This is a genomic window from Pseudomonas sp. ICMP 561 (assembly GCF_002699985.1).
GTDB lineage: Bacteria > Pseudomonadota > Gammaproteobacteria > Pseudomonadales > Pseudomonadaceae > Aquipseudomonas > Aquipseudomonas quasicaspiana.
In genome coordinates this window covers 28147-46434 of sequence record NZ_LKBT01000056.1, presented here as the reverse complement: position 1 = coordinate 46434, position 18288 = coordinate 28147, and the positions used below count along the sequence as shown (strand labels likewise).

15 protein-coding genes and 1 pseudogene are annotated in these 18288 nt (G+C 58.9%); 11 read left to right on the top strand and 5 right to left on the bottom strand.

The annotated features are described in order from the left end of the window. Positions 1-76: 76 nt before the first annotated feature. A complete protein-coding gene (locus tag AO242_RS23985; RefSeq protein WP_099270634.1) occupies positions 77-2830 on the bottom strand; it encodes a response regulator in 2754 nt (917 codons plus the stop codon). A 257-nt stretch (positions 2831-3087) separates the two neighbouring features. Between AO242_RS23985 and cysM the strand changes: the two genes are divergently transcribed. From cysM to AO242_RS23960, 5 genes are all read left to right on the top strand, one after another. Next, positions 3088-3990: a cysteine synthase CysM gene (gene cysM, locus AO242_RS23980; protein WP_099270633.1), complete on the top strand. Its 903-nt coding sequence runs from the start codon at positions 3088-3090 to the stop codon at positions 3988-3990. Further along, the gene (gene rlmD, locus AO242_RS23975) at positions 3990-5345 is read left to right on the top strand and encodes a 23S rRNA (uracil(1939)-C(5))-methyltransferase RlmD (RefSeq protein WP_099270632.1); all 1356 of its coding nucleotides are present in this window, start codon (positions 3990-3992) and stop codon (positions 5343-5345) included. Before cysM ends, rlmD begins: the two co-directional genes overlap by 1 nt. Before the next feature lie 158 nt (positions 5346-5503). After that, positions 5504-7747 carry a GTP diphosphokinase gene (gene relA / locus AO242_RS23970; RefSeq protein WP_095094959.1) on the top strand — a complete coding sequence of 748 codons (2244 nt, stop codon included), beginning with the start codon at positions 5504-5506 and terminating at the stop codon, positions 7745-7747. A 120-nt stretch (positions 7748-7867) separates the two neighbouring features. Further along, positions 7868-8701 carry a nucleoside triphosphate pyrophosphohydrolase gene (gene mazG, locus AO242_RS23965; protein ID WP_027899230.1) on the top strand — a complete coding sequence of 278 codons (834 nt, stop codon included), beginning with the start codon at positions 7868-7870 and terminating at the stop codon, positions 8699-8701. Positions 8702-8731: 30 nt separating this feature from the next. After that, complete coding sequence (locus tag AO242_RS23960; RefSeq protein WP_027899229.1) at positions 8732-9274, top strand: DUF2058 domain-containing protein; 543 nt, start codon at positions 8732-8734, stop codon at positions 9272-9274. A gap of 84 nt (positions 9275-9358) precedes the next feature. Here AO242_RS23960 and AO242_RS23955 read toward each other — a convergent pair whose 3' ends face one another. From AO242_RS23955 to purM, 4 genes are all read right to left on the bottom strand, one after another. Beyond that, positions 9359-9538 (bottom strand): hypothetical protein, encoded by a 180-nt coding sequence (locus tag AO242_RS23955; RefSeq protein WP_027899228.1) that lies wholly within the window; start codon positions 9536-9538, stop codon positions 9359-9361. 380 nt (positions 9539-9918) lie between these two features. Beyond that, a complete protein-coding gene (locus tag AO242_RS23950) occupies positions 9919-10632 on the bottom strand; it encodes a DUF3108 domain-containing protein (protein ID WP_027899227.1) in 714 nt (237 codons plus the stop codon). Between the two features lie 8 nt (positions 10633-10640). Then, the gene (gene purN, locus AO242_RS23945) at positions 10641-11291 is read right to left on the bottom strand and encodes a phosphoribosylglycinamide formyltransferase (protein WP_099270631.1); all 651 of its coding nucleotides are present in this window, start codon (positions 11289-11291) and stop codon (positions 10641-10643) included. Next, positions 11291-12349, bottom strand: a complete 1059-nt coding sequence (gene purM, locus AO242_RS23940) for a phosphoribosylformylglycinamidine cyclo-ligase (RefSeq protein ID WP_099270630.1) — start codon at positions 12347-12349, stop codon at positions 11291-11293. Before purM ends, purN begins: the two co-directional genes overlap by 1 nt. Positions 12350-12678: 329 nt before the next feature. On the opposite strand from purM, the gene AO242_RS23935 reads away from it, so the two are divergent. The 6 genes and pseudogenes from AO242_RS23935 (at position 12679) to AO242_RS23910 (ending at position 18277) form a co-directional block, all read left to right on the top strand. Beyond that, positions 12679-13770: a DUF2066 domain-containing protein gene (locus tag AO242_RS23935; RefSeq protein ID WP_099270629.1), complete on the top strand. Its 1092-nt coding sequence runs from the start codon at positions 12679-12681 to the stop codon at positions 13768-13770. A gap of 297 nt (positions 13771-14067) precedes the next feature. Further along, a pseudogene (locus AO242_RS23930) lies at positions 14068-15138 on the top strand (AI-2E family transporter); the annotation flags it as partial. Between the two features lie 267 nt (positions 15139-15405). Then, complete coding sequence (hda, locus tag AO242_RS23925; protein WP_027902380.1) at positions 15406-16110, top strand: DnaA regulatory inactivator Hda; 705 nt, start codon at positions 15406-15408, stop codon at positions 16108-16110. Further along, complete coding sequence (locus AO242_RS23920; RefSeq protein ID WP_164706036.1) at positions 16104-16868, top strand: NAD-dependent deacylase; 765 nt, start codon at positions 16104-16106, stop codon at positions 16866-16868. Before hda ends, AO242_RS23920 begins: the two co-directional genes overlap by 7 nt. 77 nt (positions 16869-16945) lie before the next feature. Beyond that, positions 16946-17647, top strand: a complete 702-nt coding sequence (locus AO242_RS23915) for a C40 family peptidase (RefSeq protein ID WP_099270627.1) — start codon at positions 16946-16948, stop codon at positions 17645-17647. A 93-nt stretch (positions 17648-17740) separates the two neighbouring features. Beyond that, entirely contained in the window at positions 17741-18277 is a 537-nt protein-coding gene (locus AO242_RS23910) for a C40 family peptidase (protein WP_027902383.1), read from the top strand. Positions 18278-18288: the final 11 nt, after the last annotated feature.

Here is an 18288-nt window from a genome sequence, read left to right as displayed (position 1 = left end):
GGCAAGCGCGCTCCTACAGTTCTATGTTTGGCGCGAGTGAGCGCGGTGCCATGGACCGTGGGCTCAAACCCTTCGATCAGGCACTCACCCGCGCTTCGTCGGCCAGGCGTTTTATGGCTGATTCCAGTTCGTCCAGGGCATCGTGGACTTGCGGTGCATTTTGCTTGAGTAGCGTTTCGCTGCGTTGACATGCAGCACGTAATTGCGGAACTCCACAATATCGGGTGGCGCCGTGCAGGCGATGGACGCGTTCGAGCAGGGCTTCCCGGTCATCGCTTTCACGGGCTGAGCGAATCGCTTCACGGTCGCCTTCCAGTGATGCCAGCAACATGGCCAGCATGTCGGCGGCAAGATCGGGTTTGCCTGCGGCCAGTTTCAATCCTTCGCTGTGATCGAGCACATGCATGTCGGCACTGCGGTGAGTGTTTTCGGTTTGACGCTCCGGTGCCTGATTGCGCAGGGCCAGCCCCGTCCACTTGAGCACCACCTGGGCCAGTTGTCGTTCACTGATGGGCTTGGTCAGGTAATCGTCCATGCCGCTCTGCAGCAGCGCGCGCTTTTCATTGGCCATTGCGTGGGCGGTCAGCGCGACGATAGGCAGCGACGAACTCTGGCGTTCGGTCTCCCAGGCGCGGATTGCTTCAGTGGTCTGACGCCCGTCCATGCCGGGCATTTGCACGTCCATGAGCACCAGATCGAACGCCTCGGTCTTCACCGCGTGCAGCGCTGCATAGCCGCTGTCCACCGCAGTCACTTCGGCGCCCATGTCTTCCAGCAGGGTTTGCACCAGCAGCAGGTTGGCCGGGTTGTCGTCCACGCACAGCAGACGTGGCGGGCGGCTCGACAACGGTTCGGCGGTATCGCTGCGCTGGGCGACCGGGCTGATCAGCTCGCACAAGGCGCGGCGCAGTTTGCGGGTGCAGGCCGGTTTGGCCTGCAACTGGGTATAGATGTCCGGGACCGCCAGCTGGAACAACGCCTGCTCGGTGGTCGGACACAGCACCAGCACTTTGCAGTCGAGGTTTTCCAGGTCCCAGATGTGCTGGCGCAGGCGCTCGGGCGGCAGCTCGTGAGCAGTGATACCCAATACGGCGAGGCTGATCGCTGCGGGTGTTTGATGCGCCGCGGTGACACCGTTGAGCAGGTTTTCCAGGTTGTTGAACACCAGTGTCTGCAAGCCGCAGTCTTCCAGTTGATGCTCAAGGGCTTGCCGCGCCAGATCGTGATGCTCCATTACCGCGACCCGCAGCCCCTGCAACGGCAGGGCGGGTGCGTCCTCGATATCGTCTCGGGCTTTGGGCAGGCGCAGGCTGATCCAGAACTCCGAACCTTCGCCCGGCTCGCTGTCGACGCCAATCTCGCCACCCATCTGCTCGATCAACCGCTTGGAAATCACCAGGCCCAGACCGGTACCGCCCGGCTGTCGGGACAACGAGTTATCGGCCTGGCTGAAGGCCTGAAACAAGGCGCGCACGTCCTGGCTGGACAAGCCGATCCCGGTGTCCTGCACGCTAATGCGTAACTGGGCGCTGTCTTCGCTTTCGTCCTCGACCATGGCCCTGGCGACGATAGTGCCTTCCCGGGTGAACTTGATCGCGTTGCTGACCAGATTGGTCATGATCTGCTTCAGGCGCAGCGGGTCGCCGAGCAATGACAGTGGCGTGTCGCGGTACACCAGACTGACTAGCTCCAGCTGTTTGGCGTGGGCAGCTGGGGCAAGAATGGTCAGTGTGTCCTGCAGCAGATCACGCAGGTTGAACGGCACATTATCGAGGACCAATTTGCCGGCCTCGATCTTCGAGAAGTCGAGAATTTCGTTGATGATCCCCAGCAGGCTGTCGGCCGATTTTTCGATGGTGCTCAGGTAATCGTACTGGCGCGGGGTGAGGTCGCTTTTTTGCAGCAGATGGGTAAAACCAAGAATGCCATTGAGCGGCGTGCGGATTTCATGGCTCATGTTGGCCAGGAATTCGGATTTGATCCGGCTGGCTTCCAGCGCTTCTTTGCGCGCCAGATCCAGTTCGATGTTCTGGATTTCGATGGTTTCCAGGTTCTGCCGGACGTCTTCAGTGGCCTGTTCGATGTTGTGTTGCAGTTCTTCCTGGGCGTTTTGCAAGGTGGAGGCCATGCGGTTGATGCCCGAAGCCAGTTCATCCAGTTCCAGACTGCCCAGCGGTGGCAGGCGGGTTTCCAGATTACCGTCCTTGAGTTGGGAAACTGCTTGTTTAATCAGGCTGATAGGGCCGTTGATCGTGCGGCTCATGCGCAGCGCGAGCACTGCGGTCAGGGCCATCCCGCCCAGAATCAGCAGCAGGCTGAAAAACATGCTGCGATAACCGCGCAGCAATGTACCGCTGTGGGTCAGCTCGACTTCGACCCAGCCCAGCAGGCGGTCGGCTTCATTCGGGATGATTTCGCCGGTCAGGTGACGTTCGCGACCGAGCACCGGTAGCAAGTAGCGTGTCGCATCGTTGCCGGTGCGTTGCAGGAGTTTTGTGCTGTTGCCCTCGGGAGGCGAGTTGATCATGCTCGGCCCGGCATGGGCCAGTGGCACCCGGTCTGCGCTGAGAAACGATACGGAACGTACGTCGTTTTCTTCCAGCGTCTCCACTGCGATGCGTTCAAGCAGGGCGCTGTCACCGCGGTCCAGCGCTGGCGCGGCAAGAGGCGCAAGCTCCTCGGCAATCATTTCGCCGCGCTGTAACAATTGCTCCTGCAAGTCGTGCAGCTGCATCCAGGTGAAATATCCCCCCAGCAGCGTCGCCATGATAATGGCTGGCACGACAGTCAGCAGCAGGACGCGTCCTTTGATACCCAGCTTTTTCAGCACACTTTTTTCTCCAGCGGGCGAGGATGGCCGGTGATCTACACAGGCTTGTAAGGTGGTGATGGGAGGTTGGTGTCAGGCAGTGTAGCTATTTAACCGAACACAATCGCCGCATATTACCCCTACTGGGTGAAGGGTGGCTTTGCATCGCTGACTATGCGTTATTCCATTTGGCGATAAGACCCGCACTTTGCGTGATATGGGCTTTAGGCGTTTGCCGTTATGATAGGCGCCCCCGCAGTCTGGATTGCGAATACGCCATGACCCTGCAGTACCCAACCATTGCCGATTGCGTCGGCAACACCCCGCTTGTGCGCTTGCAGCGCATGGCGGGTAATACCAGCAATACGCTCCTGCTGAAACTGGAGGGGAATAACCCCGCCGGTTCGGTCAAGGATCGTCCTGCGCTGTCGATGATTACCCGTGCCGAACTGCGTGGTCAGATTCATCCTGGTGACACCCTGATCGAAGCGACCTCTGGTAATACTGGTATCGCCCTGGCCATGGCCGCTGCGATCAAGGGTTACAAGATGGTCCTGATCATGCCGGATAACTCCAGTGCCGAGCGCAAAGCGGCGATGACTGCCTACGGCGCCGAGCTGATTCTGGTCAGCAAGGAAGAGGGCATGGAAGGTGCTCGCGATCTGGCTGAGCGGATGCAGCGCGAAGGTCGCGGCAAGGTGCTTGACCAGTTCGCCAACGGCGATAACCCGCAGGCGCACTACACCAGCACCGGCCCCGAAATCTGGCAGCAGACAGGTGGCACAGTCACCCATTTCGTCAGTTCCATGGGGACCACGGGCACCATCATGGGCGTGTCGCGTTACCTGAAAGAGCAGAACCCGAATGTGCAGATCGTCGGACTGCAACCGATGGAAGGCGCAGCGATCCCGGGTATTCGTCGCTGGCCGGAAGAGTACCTGCCGCGCATTTATCAGGCTGATCGGGTGGATCGCATCATTGATATGGGCCAAGTCGAGGCCGAAGAGACCATGCGCCGTCTGGCCCGGGAAGAAGGCATCTTCTGCGGTGTGTCCTCGGGCGGTTCGGTTGCGGGCATGTTGCGTCTGTCCCGTGAAGTCGAAAATGCGGTCCTGGTCGCGATCATTTGTGACCGTGGCGACCGTTACTTGTCGACTGGCGTCTATGACGCGCCCAACTGATGGCCAAACATGAAAGAGGCCTGCGCTTCCAGCCAGCAGGCGGTACCCGGGCAAACCAGATTCCGACGGGCAAGAAACAGCGGCTGACCATCGAGCGCCTGGCGAACGATGGGCGCGGCATTGCGTTTTTCGAAGGCAAGACCTGGTTCGTCGCGGGCAGTCTGGCAGGCGAAGAGGTCGAGGCGCGGGTACTCAATGCCCACGGCAAAATCGTTGAAGCGCGCACCGAACGTGTGTTCCAGGGCAGCGCGATGCGTCGTCCTGCGCCGTGCGTGCATTTCGGTCGCTGCGGAGGCTGCAGCGTGCAGCATGTGCCCCACGCTGAACAGCTCGCCCTGAAACAGCGCATGCTCGCCGAGCAGTTGCAGCGGGTCGCAGGCGTTGAGCCAGAGCAGTGGGCAGCGCCGCTGACCGGTCCGGAGTTCGCCTACCGCAGGCGCGCCCGGGTCGCGGTACGCTGGGACGTCAAGGCGAAACGGCTGGACGTTGGGTTTCGTGCCGCCGCCAGTCAGGACATCGTCGCCATCGATGAATGCCCGGTGCTGGTACAGGCCTTGCAACCGATCATGATGCAACTGCCGGGCATGCTGAAAAGCTTTAGCAAGCCTCAAGTGCTGGGGCATGTGGAATTGTTTTGGGGGACATCGAGCGCGGTATTGGTTCGGCACACTGCGCCACTGGCTGAAACCGATCTCAACAATTTGAAAGCATTTTGCCATACTCATGACGCACAACTATGGTTGCATGGGGAAGGTGATCCGCAGCCGGTAGACGCTTCGCAATCCCTGGGCTATCGATTGGAGCCCTGGGATCTGGAGCTGGCGTATCGGCCGGGAGATTTCATTCAGGTCAACGCGGCGGTCAACACCGCGATGATCGAACAGGCGCTGGAGTGGTTGGCACCTCAGGCCGATGAGCGGGTACTGGATCTGTTTTGCGGGCTGGGCAATTTTGCCTTGCCGTTGGCTAAAACGGTCAAAGAGGTGGTAGCGGTCGAAGGGGTTGCGACCATGGTCGAGCGTGCCACCCGCAATGCAATGAGTAATGATCTACACAACGTGGCATTTTTTCAGGCGGATCTTTCGCAGCCGCTGGACAAGGCTGAATGGGCAGCGCAAGGCTTTACTGCGGTGCTGTTGGACCCGCCGCGTGACGGTGCTTTTGAGGTGGTGCGCAAGCTGAAGACATTAGGCGCCCGCCGGTTACTTTATGTTTCATGTAACCCGGCAACTTTGGCTCGTGACACTGTCGAATTGCTCAGTCAGGGCTACAGATTAAAACGTGCCGGTATCCTCGATATGTTTCCACAGACGGCACATGTCGAGGCGATGGCGTTATTTGAAGCGAGTAAGTAAGCAGCGGCCCAGGGAATCGAGTCGGCTGCTTACACGGAGTCTCGTTTAATCCGACTGACCCGCGGACACCAGTCCTCGCTTGCCCGGTGAGGAGTGTTCGCTCAAGAAGGTCAGCGACTGTAGGCGCTATTCATCGCGCCGTAGGGAAGGTAAGCAACATGGTACAGGTGAGAGCACACCAGCCGATAAACACAGACGGCAGTATCAATCTCGACGCGTGGCTTGATCATGTGGTCAGCGTCGACCTCATAGTGGACCGACAGGCGCTGAAAGAGGCCTGTGAATTTGTTCGGCAAGCCGAGCAGCAGGACAACGCAGCGAAGAACCTCTGGGCCGAAGGCACGTCCAGTTTTCACACGGGACTGGAAATCGCCGAGATCCTCGCCGACCTCAAGCTGGACCAGGATTCGCTGGTTGCTGCGGTTTTGTACCGGGGCGTGCGCGAAGGCAAGATTCCTTTGCCGGATGTCGAGCAGCGTTTCGGCGCAACGGTCGCCCGGCTGATCGATGGCGTGCTGCGCATGGCGGCAATCAGCGCCAGTCTCAGCCCGCGCCAGTCGTTGGTATTGGGCACTCAGGTGCAGGTGGAAAACCTGCGCAAGATGCTGGTGGCCATGGTCGACGACGTCCGCGTTGCCTTGATCAAGCTGGCCGAGCGAACCTGCGCAATCCGTGCAGTAAAGAATGCCGACGAAGAAAAACGCAATCGCGTGGCCCGTGAAGTCTTCGATATTTACGCGCCGCTGGCCCACCGGTTGGGTATCGGCCATATCAAATGGGAGCTGGAGGACTTGTCCTTCCGCTACCTGGAGCCTGAGCAATACAAGCAGATCGCCAAGTTGCTGCACGAGCGTCGCCTTGATCGCGAGCGTTTCATCAGCGAAGTGATGTCGCAACTGGACAACGAACTGCTGGCCACGGGCGTCAAAGCCGATATCAGTGGTCGGGCCAAACATATCTATTCCATCTGGCGCAAAATGCAGCGCAAGGGTCTGGACTTCAGCCAGATCTACGACGTTCGCGCCGTGCGGGTGCTGGTTCCGGAAATGCGCGACTGCTACACCGCGCTGGGTATCGTGCACACCTTGTGGCGGCACATTCCCAAGGAGTTTGACGACTACATCGCCAACCCCAAGGAAAACGGCTATCGCTCGCTGCACACTGCGGTCATCGGGCCGGAAGGCAAGGTGCTGGAAGTCCAGATCCGTACCCATGCCATGCACGAAGAAGCCGAGCTGGGCGTCTGTGCGCACTGGCGTTACAAGGGCACTGACGTTAAATCCGGCTCCAATCATTACGAAGAGAAAATCTCCTGGCTGCGTCAGGTGCTGGAATGGCACGAAGAGCTGGGCGATATCGGTGGGCTGGCTGAACAGCTGCGCGTCGACATCGAGCCGGATCGCGTCTACGTCTTCACGCCGGACGGCCACGCCATTGACTTGCCCAAGGGCGCTACACCGCTGGACTTCGCTTATCGGGTACACACCGAAATCGGCCACAACTGCCGGGGCGCGAAGATCAATGGCCGGATCGTACCGCTCAACTACAGCCTGCAGACCGGTGAGCAGGTCGAGATCATCACCAGTAAGCAGGGGACGCCGAGCCGTGACTGGCTGAACTCCAACCTGGGTTACATCACTACTTCCCGGGCGCGGGCGAAAATCGTTCACTGGTTCAAATTGCAGGCGCGTGACCAGAACGTTGCGGCCGGTCGAACCTTGCTTGAGCGGGAGCTGGCGCGTCTGGCACTGCCAGCGGTGGACCACGAGCGGTTGGCGGAAAAAGCCAACATGCGCGCCGCCGACGATATGTACGCGGCGTTGGGTGCGGGCGATTTGCGTCTGACTCAACTGGTCAATCTGGCGCAACAGCTGGTCGAGCCAGAGCGCGGCAACGAGCAACTGGAACTGATCCCACGCAAAGCCACCGGCTACAAGCCCGGCAAGCGTGGCGATATCCAGATTCAGGGTGTCGGCAACCTGATGACGCAGATGGCGGGCTGCTGCCAGCCGCTGCCGGGCGATGCCATCGTCGGCTATATCACGCAAGGCCGTGGGGTGAGCATTCACCGTCAGGACTGCGCCTCGGTCCTGCAGTTGGGCGGTCGCGAGCCCGAGCGGATCATTCAGGTCAGTTGGGGCCCGGTGCCGGTGCTCACCTATCCGGTGGACATCATCATCCGTGCTTACGACCGTTCCGGTCTGCTGCGTGACGTATCGCAGATCCTGCTCAACGAGCGGATCAACGTACTGGCGGTCAACACCCGCTCGAACAAAGAGGACAACACGGCGTTGATGTCGCTGACCATCGAGATCCCGGGGCTGGATGCCTTGGGCCGCTTGCTGGGGCGGATCTCGCAATTGCCGAACATTATCGAGACGCGGCGAAACAGAACGCCTTGATCGTGCTTGCCCCGGTAGGAGCGAACTTGTTCGCGAAGCAATGGACCTGTGTACTCAGGACGGTCGCCTCGCGAACAAGTTCGCTCCTACCGGTGGCAGTCTGACTGAACCAGGACCTCCATGTACTCTCTCCAAGACCTGCTCCACCTCATGGCCCGTCTGCGTGACCCGAAATACGGTTGCCCGTGGGACGTGCAGCAGAATTACGCCAGCATCGTGCCGCACACCCTTGAAGAGGCTTACGAAGTCGCCGACGCCATCGAGCGCGGTGACTTCGATGATCTCAAGGGTGAGCTGGGCGATTTGCTGTTTCAGGTGGTGTACTACAGCCAACTGGCTCGGGAAGAAGGGCGATTCGAGTTTGACGGTGTGATCGATGGGATTACGCGCAAGCTGATCCGTCGCCACCCTCATGTTTTTCCCACGGGCGATTTGTATGCGCCACTGGAAACGCCGCGCTTGAACGACGAAGAGGTCAAGCAGCGCTGGGAGGAGATCAAGGCTCAGGAGCGCGCCGTCAAGGCAAAGGCGCCCGAGCAATTGTCACTGCTCGACGACGTGCCCGCCGTTTTGCCTGCGTTGTCTCGTGCCGCCAAGTTGCAAAAACGGGCATCACAGGTAGGTTTCGACTGGCCTTCAGCCTTGCCCGTGGTCGACAATGTCCGCGAAGAGCTCGATGAAGTGCTGGAAGCCATGGCTGACAACGACGCTGCGGGCATTGAGGAAGAGGTTGGCGATCTGTTGTTTGCAGCGGTGAATCTGGCCCGGCATCTCAAGGTCGATCCTGAAAATGCCCTGCGCGCTGCCAACCGCAAATTCGAACGCCGCTTCCGATTTATCGAACAGGCATTGCGCGACACCCAGCGTCCCATGGAAGATTGCACCCTTGAAGAAATGGACGCTCTGTGGGGCGAAGCCAAACGTCAGGAAAAGAACGCGCCCAGCTGTGGCTGAGCTCGCTGCATCTGCATAAGTGAGTAGACAATGAGCATTTCCCTTCGCGATCAGTTACTCAAGGCAGGCCTGGTCAACCAGAAGCAGGCCAAACAGGTCAGCAAAGACAAGCAGAAAGAACAGCGTCTGGCCCACAAAGGCCAGATTGAAATCGACGACTCGCAAAAGCGTGCCGCCCAGGAAGCCGCGGCCGAGAAGGTCAAGCGCGATCAGGAGCTCAATCGGCAGCAGCAGGAGAAGGTCGAGCAGAAGGCCCGCGCCGCTCAGGTCAAGCAATTGATCGAATCGTCACGCCTGCCCAAGCTGACCACCGAGGATTACTACAACTTCGTCGACGACAAGAAGGTCAAGCGCCTGTCGGTCAACAACCTGATGCGCAGCAAGCTGAGCAACGGCTCGCTGGCCATCGTCAGTCATGGTGGGGGTTATGAAGTCATTCCGCGTGAGGCGGCGCTGAAGATTCAGGAGCGCGACCCGCGTCGCATCGTGATGTTGAGCGAGCCGACTGAAGAGAAGGCAGACGGCGATGATCCGTACGCGGCTTACAAGATCCCTGATGATCTGATGTGGTAATACCAGCGTCGTGTCAAAACAAAACCCGCCAAGTGCGGGTTTTGTTTTTTAAGCGATTCTGTTTGTCATCCAGCACGTCAGCGATCACTGACTGCGTTGGTTTTCCTGCGCCTCGAGTTCCATCTTGTAGCGCTGCGCATCGGACTCTACGTGAAACATGCCGACCAGTTGATCCTGCTGGTAGACGTCCCAGATTTGAATGCCATCGGCAATGCTTTCGTGGGAGATATGGGCGTCATCGCGTTCAGTTACTATTACGGTCATCGTTCAAACTCCTGACTTGGACTGCGGCGATCTGTCGCAGGCCTCAGTTATAGAATTTGTTAGCTGACTACGTAAATAGTTGGTTTTTTTCATGTTCGGTTGCGGGGCTCGGCTGGGTGCTGGGAGCCTTTATTTATAAGGGCTACAGCGGGTCTGTCAGGTAAATGAAGATTATTTCATCTGGCGCTCGCAGGTTCAGACTGACGCGTAATCCCGGTAGGAGCGAACTTGTTCGCGAGGGGCTGGTACAGACGATAGATGAGCGTCGCCTGCCTAACCGCCTCGCCAACAAGTTGGCTCCTACCGTGGGTGGTGATGTCGAGGACCGCACAAAAAAGCCCCGCACAATGGCGGGGCTCTTGAGTACGGCTTGGCTGCTATCAGCTGCCTTTGACCGCTTTGCCATTCACCGTGCCGTCCAGCAGCATGATGTTGTATTCCTTGCCGTCGGTTTCGACCTGTTGCAGGCGAACCAGCAGGTAGTCCCAGTCCTTGGCGAACCAGAGCACGGTAATACGCTTGCTTTGAGTCGGGTCGCGCACGCGCTCGACCTTGATGGCGTCGATCTGACCGGCCTTGGTGGCGACCTTCTCGGAGCCCAGCACGCGGAAGTCGTAGGTATCAATCTCGTCACCGTCGACGACTTGATAGGTCATGGTCTTCTTGCCAGCGGCCACATCGTGTTGCAGGGCCAGTTGGTAAGTGGATTTGTCCAGAACACCACGGTTCAGCGGCAGCTTGACGGCGTCGCCGCGATCCGTGCCGGTGATGAACTTGGTGGACCAGTCGAACGCCAGATCAACTTTCTTGGACTTGCCCAGACCACCACGCTCGAAGTTGTAGGTCTGCGGCAGCATGGTGTCCTTGTCGACCTTCAACGTGCTGACTTCGCTCAGACTGGCGATCATCATGGAAGCCTTGAAATTCAGGGTCCAGACGCCGTTCGGGCCGGAGGTCAGGCTGCGTTCGGCCGTGCCGCTCATGGGCAGCTGTTTCCAGTCTGCGGTGTAGCTGGCGGAGAAGGGTTGCAGGTCTGCGGCCTGGGTGGCAGGCAATGCGAGCAGAGCGAAAGCGAACAGCAAAGCGCGACGCATAATATCTCCTAGGTTCGAATCAAGTGGCCATTGGCGGCGATCAACTGCCCGTCCAATAATGCGCCTTCTGCGGCAAGGCTCAAGCGGCCCTCGGCAAACCAGCGAATAGCCAGTGGGTAGATGTGGTGTTCCTGAACATGAACACGCTGGGCAAGAGTGCTCGGCGTATCGTTGGGCTCCACCGAAATCACTGATTGTACGACCAGTGGTCCCCCGTCGAGTTCCTCGGTGACGAAGTGCACGGTACAGCCATGCTCGGCGTCGCCAGCTTCCAGCACCCGTTGGTGGGTGTGCAAGCCTTTATAGAGAGGAAGCAGGGAAGGGTGGATGTTCAGCAGGCGCCCCTGATAATGCCGGACGAAGCCCGCGGTCAGGATGCGCATGAATCCGGCGAGGACAACCAGCTTCGGCTGGTAGGTGTCGATCACTTCGATCAGCGCGGCATCGAATGCCTCGCGACCGTCGTAATCCTTGTGATCGAGGACGCTGGTATCGATACCTGCGTCCCTGGCGCGCTGCAAACCGAAGGCATCGGCGCGGTTGGAAATCACCGCGCGGATGCGGGCGGGGTGATCACCGCCCTTGAAGCTGTCGATCATGGCTTGCAGGTTGCCACCGGTGCCGGACAGCAGCACCACTACATCGCAGGTTGCAGGCATCAGTGCGCCTTGAGGTTTTTCAGCTCGACTTGCGCAGCGCCTTCGGCAGCGGTGGCGATCTGGCCGATGACCCAAGGCTGCTCGCCTGCTTCGCGCAGAACGTTCAGCGCGGTTTCAACGTGCTCCTGAGCGACGCAGATAACCATGCCGACGCCGCAGTTCAGCACGCGGTGCATTTCGTTTTCAGCGACGTTGCCTTGCTGCTGCAGCCAGTCGAATACGGCTGGACGCTGCCAGCTCGCCACGTCGACTACCGCCTGAGCGCCAGCTGGCAGCACGCGCGGGATGTTGTCCAGCAGACCGCCGCCAGTGATGTGGGCCATGGCTTTGACAGCGCCCGTCTCCTTGATCAGCTTGAGCAGAGGTTTTACGTAGATGCGGGTCGGTGCCATCAGCAGTTCGGTCAGCGGCTTGCCGTCCAGCTGGATGGTTTCGATATCGGCACCGGCGACTTCGATGATCTTGCGGATCAATGAGTAGCCGTTGGAGTGCGGACCGGAAGACGGCAGGGCGAGCAGGGCATCACCGGCAGCGACTTTCGAGCCGTCGATGATCTTGGCCTTCTCCACGACGCCAACGCAGAAGCCTGCCAGGTCGTAGTCTTCGCCTTCGTACATGCCTGGCATTTCAGCAGTCTCGCCGCCTACCAGCGAGCAACCCGCCAGTTCACAGCCAGCGCCAATGCCGGTGACCACGTCAGCAGCGGTGTCGACGTTGAGTTTGCCGGTGGCGTAGTAATCCAGGAAGAACAGCGGCTCTGCGCCGCACACCACCAGGTCGTTGACGCACATGGCGACCAGATCAATGCCGATGGTGTCGTGCTTGTTCAGGTTCAGCGCCAGGCGCAGTTTGGTGCCGACGCCGTCGGTGCCGGAAACCAGCACAGGCTGCTTGTAACCAGCCGGGATTTCGCAGAGGGCGCCGAAGCCACCCAGGCCGCCCATGACTTCCGGCCGCTTGGTGCGCTTGGCAACGCTCTTGATGCGTTCGACCAATGCTTCACCGGCGTCGATGTCTACACCGGCGTCTTTGTAGCTCAGGGAGGGTTGCTTGCTCATAATCCAGGCCTTTAGGGGGGATTCGGGGGATCGACCGAAACAGCGGGGCCGCTGAAAGCTGTGTCCAGTTTTCGGGCCGCCACCATCGCCAGTCTGCGAAGGCGCGCGATTTTATCAGGCTTGGGCCTTACCGGCCATCCTTAGGCCGACGGGCTGGCGCATTGAAAGCAAAAAAACCTGTGTGTCTGTGGACTGGTTGATTCGATGCCGCCCCTATAAGGTGTAGCCTTCATCTTTGTTGTGAATGTTTAGCTGCTCGCTGCGGTCTCACTCACGCCAGTCATTTCGATGCGGTTCTTTATGGCCGCTTTTCCGTTCGGGAACTGTCCATGCGTCTTTCGAATCTGTTTTTTGCCGGCTGCCTCTCACTATTCAGTCTGCCGGGCTTCGCTGAAACCGTTAACAATCTTTATCAAGTCCGTGAACCCGTCAGTGGCCAGACGCCTGACGAGCGCACACGTGCCACCCAGGCTGCGCTGGAAACCATGGTCCTGCGCCTGACCGGCGATGCTCGTGCTCCGCAGAGTTCATCGCTGGCCGAGTTGCGTAAGGATCCGCAGCAGATCATCAGTCAATATGGTTATGACGCCGGGCCCCCGGAAACCCTGCTGGTGGATTTCGATCCGGCCAGCACCGACCGTGCGTTGCGCCAGGCCGGTTATTCGCTGTGGGGCAGCAATCGGCCGACTATCCTTGGGTGGTGGCTGAATGATGCAACCGAAGGTTCCAATCTGGTCGGCGACGGTCAGGCTTCTGCTGAACCCCTGCGTCGTGCGGCCCAGCACCGTGCCTTGCCACTGCGTCTGCCGCTGGCGGACCTGGAAGAACAGGGCGTGGGTACCGCGAAAAATATAGAAGGCACGGATCCCACTGCGTTGAAGCAGGCGTCAGAGCGATACGGCGCGGATGCCTTGTTGGCCGTGCACGCCAAGGAAGAGGCCGGACAGTGGCAGGGCAAATGGCGTTTGTGGATGGGCGACAAGCGCGAGCAGGGCACCGCGACGGCTGCCAGCTCCGAGGCCTTGGCTGACGCTGTGTTACTGGCCGTCAGCGAACGACTGGCGCCGCGTTTTGTGGCCAAGCCAGGCGCCTCCAGCGGGCTGCTGATGCAGGTGCAAGGCATGACTCTGGAACGCTATGCGCAACTGATGCAGTTACTCGAACCGTTTGGCGCGCGTCTGAAGCTGGTTGAAGGCGATCGCATCATTTACGAAGTGAACGGCAGTGCCGAGCAACTGCGTTCGCAATTGTCGCTGGCCAAGTTGCAGGAGATTCCGGCAGCCGAAGCTGCTCAGGCGCCGACTGCTCCCGCTGCACCTGAGCAGGCTGCACCGGCACCAGTTGACGCTACAGGAGCGGTTCAGGCTCCCGCGCCGACAATCGTGCCAACAGCAGCACCGCAGATTTACTTCCGCTGGTGACTTATCGCTGCGGCAAGCTGTCGGTTAAGAGCGCGAGACTGGATCTGTATGAGCGAGCGGGCGGAGTTCCGACTCGCCCGCGAAGTGATTTGGAATGTTTTTCTGTAGGAGCTGCCGAAGGCTGCGAAGCATTTCTCCTGACGCACCGCGATCGCAGCCTTCGGCAGCTCCTACAGGTCCTGAGTTTGCCGCGTGACAGCGGTTTGTTATGGATGCATCTGTGGGATCGACCGGGAATTGGGTTTGCAGGCCAACGTAGATTTTCCAGCGGGCTTTTATTTTAGTTGAGGGGCTTTGATGACTGACACACGGCGCTGGTTCTGGATTGGCGGGGTTGTTCTGCTGTTCCTGTTTGTATTCTTGCTGCACGGGATTCTGACTCCGTTTCTGGTGGCGCTGCTGTTGGCTTACATGGGCGACCCACTGACCGACAAGCTGGAAAAGCTGGGCCTGTCGCGGACGTTAAGCGTGGTGGCCGTGTTTGGTCTGTTTACGCTGATCCTGATGGGCTTGCTGCTGGTGCTGATACCGATGCTCGCCAAGCAGCTGTTCCGTCTGTATGAGCTGGCGCCACAAATACTGGACTGGTTGCAGCACAGCGCTTTGCCGTGGGTGCAGACCAAGTTCGGACTGGCTGACGGCTTCTGGAAGTTCGATAAAGTCAAGGCGGCGATTTCCGAGCACATGGGCCAGACCGGCGATATCGTCAGCGCTGTATTGTCCAGGGCGACAGCCTCCAGCCTCGCGCTGATCGGCTGGATCACCAACCTGGTGCTGATCCCTGTGGTGTGTTTCTACCTGCTGCGGGACTGGGACGTGATGATGGCCAAGATTCGTGGCCTGTTGCCGCGCCATCGTGAAGAGCAGGTCGTCAAGCTGGCGGGCGAATGTCATGAGGTGCTGGGTGCGTTCATTCGCGGCCAGTTGCTGGTGATGGTGGGTCTGGGCGTGATCTACGCGGCCGGCTTGATGTTGGTGGGCCTGGAATTAGGTCTGTTGATCGGCGTGATTGCCGGTCTGGCCGCCATCGTGCCTTATATGGGTTTCGTGATCGGTATCGGCGCAGCGCTGGTGGCCGGGCTGTTCCAGTTTGGCGGCGACCTTTACCCGATGCTGGGTATCGCGGCGGTGTTCATGGTCGGTCAGGCGCTTGAAGGCATGGTGCTCACGCCCTTGCTGGTCGGCGATCGGATCGGCCTGCATCCGGTGGCGGTGATCTTCGCGATTCTGGCGGGCGGTGAGTTGTTCGGCTTCACCGGGATCCTGCTGGCTCTACCGGTGGCAGCGGTGATCATGGTTCTGGTCCGTCACGCGCATGACGTCTATAAAGAGTCGGATGTTTACGGCGGGGGGGGAGAAACGGAGGTGGAGATCCCTTCTTTTGGATCCGTAAATACCTGTTGGAGCGAGGCTTGCCCGCGAAGAACGATAACCCGGTCTGCTGCATAACCGCGTTATTGTTCTTCGCGGGCAAGCCTCGCTCCAACAGGGACAGCGCTCTACCATTGTGCTGGATTCACGCAAACCTTTGATTTTGCTTATGGTCTGGCGCATTGTGCCCCCAGCGTCACGGGTATAAACTTTGCGCACTTTACACAGAGGCCCCTAACGGTTCATTTGAACCGTTCAGCCAGCATGAAACCTATTCAGCTGCCCCTGGGTGTGCGTCTGCGTGATGACGCCACCTTCATCAATTACTATCCCGGCGCCAATGCTGCGGCACTCGGCTACGTCGAGCGGCTGTGCGAAGCCGAGGCGGGCTGGACCGAAAGCCTCATTTATCTATGGGGCAAGGATGGCGTAGGTCGGACTCACCTGTTGCAGGCCGCGTGCCTGCGTTTCGAGCAGATGGGCGAGCCGGCGGTTTACCTGCCACTGGCTGAAGTGATTGATGAAGGCGTCGAACTGTTCGACAACCTTGAGCAATACGAACTGGTCTGCCTCGACGACCTGCAAGCCATCGTCGGCAAGCCGGAATGGGAAGAAGCACTCTTTCACCTGTTCAATCGATTGCGCGACAGTGGTCGCCGTCTGCTGATTGCAGCATCGCAGTCCCCCCGCGAGTTACCGGTCAAACTTCCCGACCTCAAATCACGCCTGACCATGGCGCTGGTGTTCCAGATGCGTGGCCTGTCTGACGAAGACAAACTGCGTGCTCTGCAACTGCGGGCATCGCGACGCGGGCTGCATCTGACTGACGAGGTCGGACATTTCATCCTGACCCGTGGCACTCGCAGCATGAGCGCATTGTTCGATCTGCTGGAAACCCTCGATCAGGCCTCATTGCAGGCCCAGCGCAAGCTGACCATTCCCTTCCTTAAAGAGACGCTTGGGTGGTAGACCCCGCGTTGCTGCTGCAAACCGCCTCGGCGCTGCGTCATGCCCGGCGGATTCTGGTTATTACCGGTGCAGGTTTGTCAGCGGATTCGGGGCTACCGACCTATCGCGGCGTCGGTGGCTTGTATAACGGTGAAACCGACGACGGTATTCCAATCGAAATGGCTTTGTCGGGCCCCATGCTGCGCCGCGATCCTGCGCTGTGCTGGAAGTACATCGCGCAGTTGGGAAGGGCATGCCTGGGAGGCCAGCCCAATGCCGCCCATTACGCCATCGCCGAGCTGCAACGCAAAAAGCCGGAATGCTGGGTGCTGACGCAAAATGTGGATGGCTATCATCGCGCGGCGGGCAGTCCGCCTGAGCGACTGATTGAAATTCATGGGCAGATGGCACCGCTTTTTTGTCAGTCATGCGGTGCAGAGGATGCTGATTTAAGTACGCACCTGGAACGACCTCTTCCACCTCTCTGTTCGTTTTGTGGTGGCGTAATGCGACCATCCGTCGTTTTGTTTCAAGAGATGTTGCCCGAGCAAGCGATGCAAATACTCTATGAAGAGATGGCAAAAGGCTTTGATGCAGTGCTGAGTATTGGCACCACTGCAAGCTTCCCCTATATCCATGAACCCGTAGTAAGAACAAGGGTTTGCGGCGGTTTTACGGCGCTAGTAAATTTGACGCCAACCGATCATAGCGCCCAAATGGACGTGTTTTTGGCCTGTCGAGCGGTACATGTCATGGACGATCTGGTAAGTCACATTTAGTTCGATTGAATTTGCAAATCAGAATGAGAGTGGGCATAGTCGCGGCTTCTTAATACTTATCAGCCACGGTCGTGCCCATGCTAGCTCGCTTCGCACCCCTCGTGCCTCTCGCACTTGTCACCCTGCTTATAGGTTGCGCCGCCAATTCACCGGTCTCGCAACAACAGCAAGTACAGCAGCAAACCGCCAGATCGGTCAGCGCTCCCAATGCAAACGTCCGTTCAGATCGTTCGGTTTTGCAGGAAGAACTGGCGACAGAAACTGAACTGGCGCGTTTCTCCGACAACAAGCCTTATCAGTTGCCAGTTTTGGCTGACAGCATTCTTGAACGTGGTAAATCCCTGATCGGTACCCGTTACCGTTTCGGCGGTACCTCCACCAAGTCCGGTTTTGATTGCAGCGGCTTCATTGGTTATCTGTTCCGTGAAGAGGCGGGCATGAGCCTGCCGCGTTCTTCCCGTGAAATGATCAACATCGATGCTCCGCTGGTTAAGCGCAATGATCTGGAACCAGGTGATCTGCTGTTCTTCAGCACTGCCGGTCGCGGTCGCGTCAGCCACGCCGCTATCTACCTGGGCGACAATCAGTTCATCCACTCCAGCAGTCGTCGCAGTGGCGGTGTCCGTGTAGACAGCCTGGACGATGTGTACTGGAGCAAGACCTTCATCGAAGCCAAGCGTGCTCTGGCGATGGAATCGCCAACTGCGCCCGCTCAGACCACTGCGATGACGGCGACGACGCTCAAGACTCCAGCGGTCAAAAAGCGTAATCACAAATAATTAGCGTCCCGTACAAAGACAGGCTATAAGCCTGTCTTGTGCTTTTCGGGCTCCCGGCAAAGTAAGCCGCATCCACCTCGGGTTGTTGTGTTTATGTCGATTACGCTACGTATTGTGGTCATTTCTCTCGCTGCGTTACTGGGTGCTTGCGCCAGTGCGCCGCCGCCTCAGCCTCGGGTCGTTCAACGCCCGGTGATCGTTGCTCCCGCCGAGAACCCTAATCCTGCCGCCGAAGACGTGTTGTTCCGCGCTCTAGGACTCGTGGGCACGCCCTATCGCTGGGGCGGCAACACGCCTGATTCAGGTTTTGATTGCAGCGGTCTGATCGGTTTTGTCTATCGTGATGCGGCGGGCATTGCCTTGCCACGTTCAACCCGCGACATGATCGTGATGCGTGCGCCGAGCGTTGGGCGCGAGCAACTGCAGTCTGGTGATCTGGTGTTCTTCGCCACAGGCGGCGGTTCGCAAGTCAGCCATGCAGGCATTTACGTGGGCGAAGGGCGCTTTGTACATGCACCTGCTACCGGCGGAACCGTGAAGCTGGATAGCCTCGATAAACCTTATTGGCAGAAGGCTTATCTGGACGCCAAGCGAGTGATCCAGCCTTCGAATCTGGCGCGCAATCAGTAATCCAGGTTGCA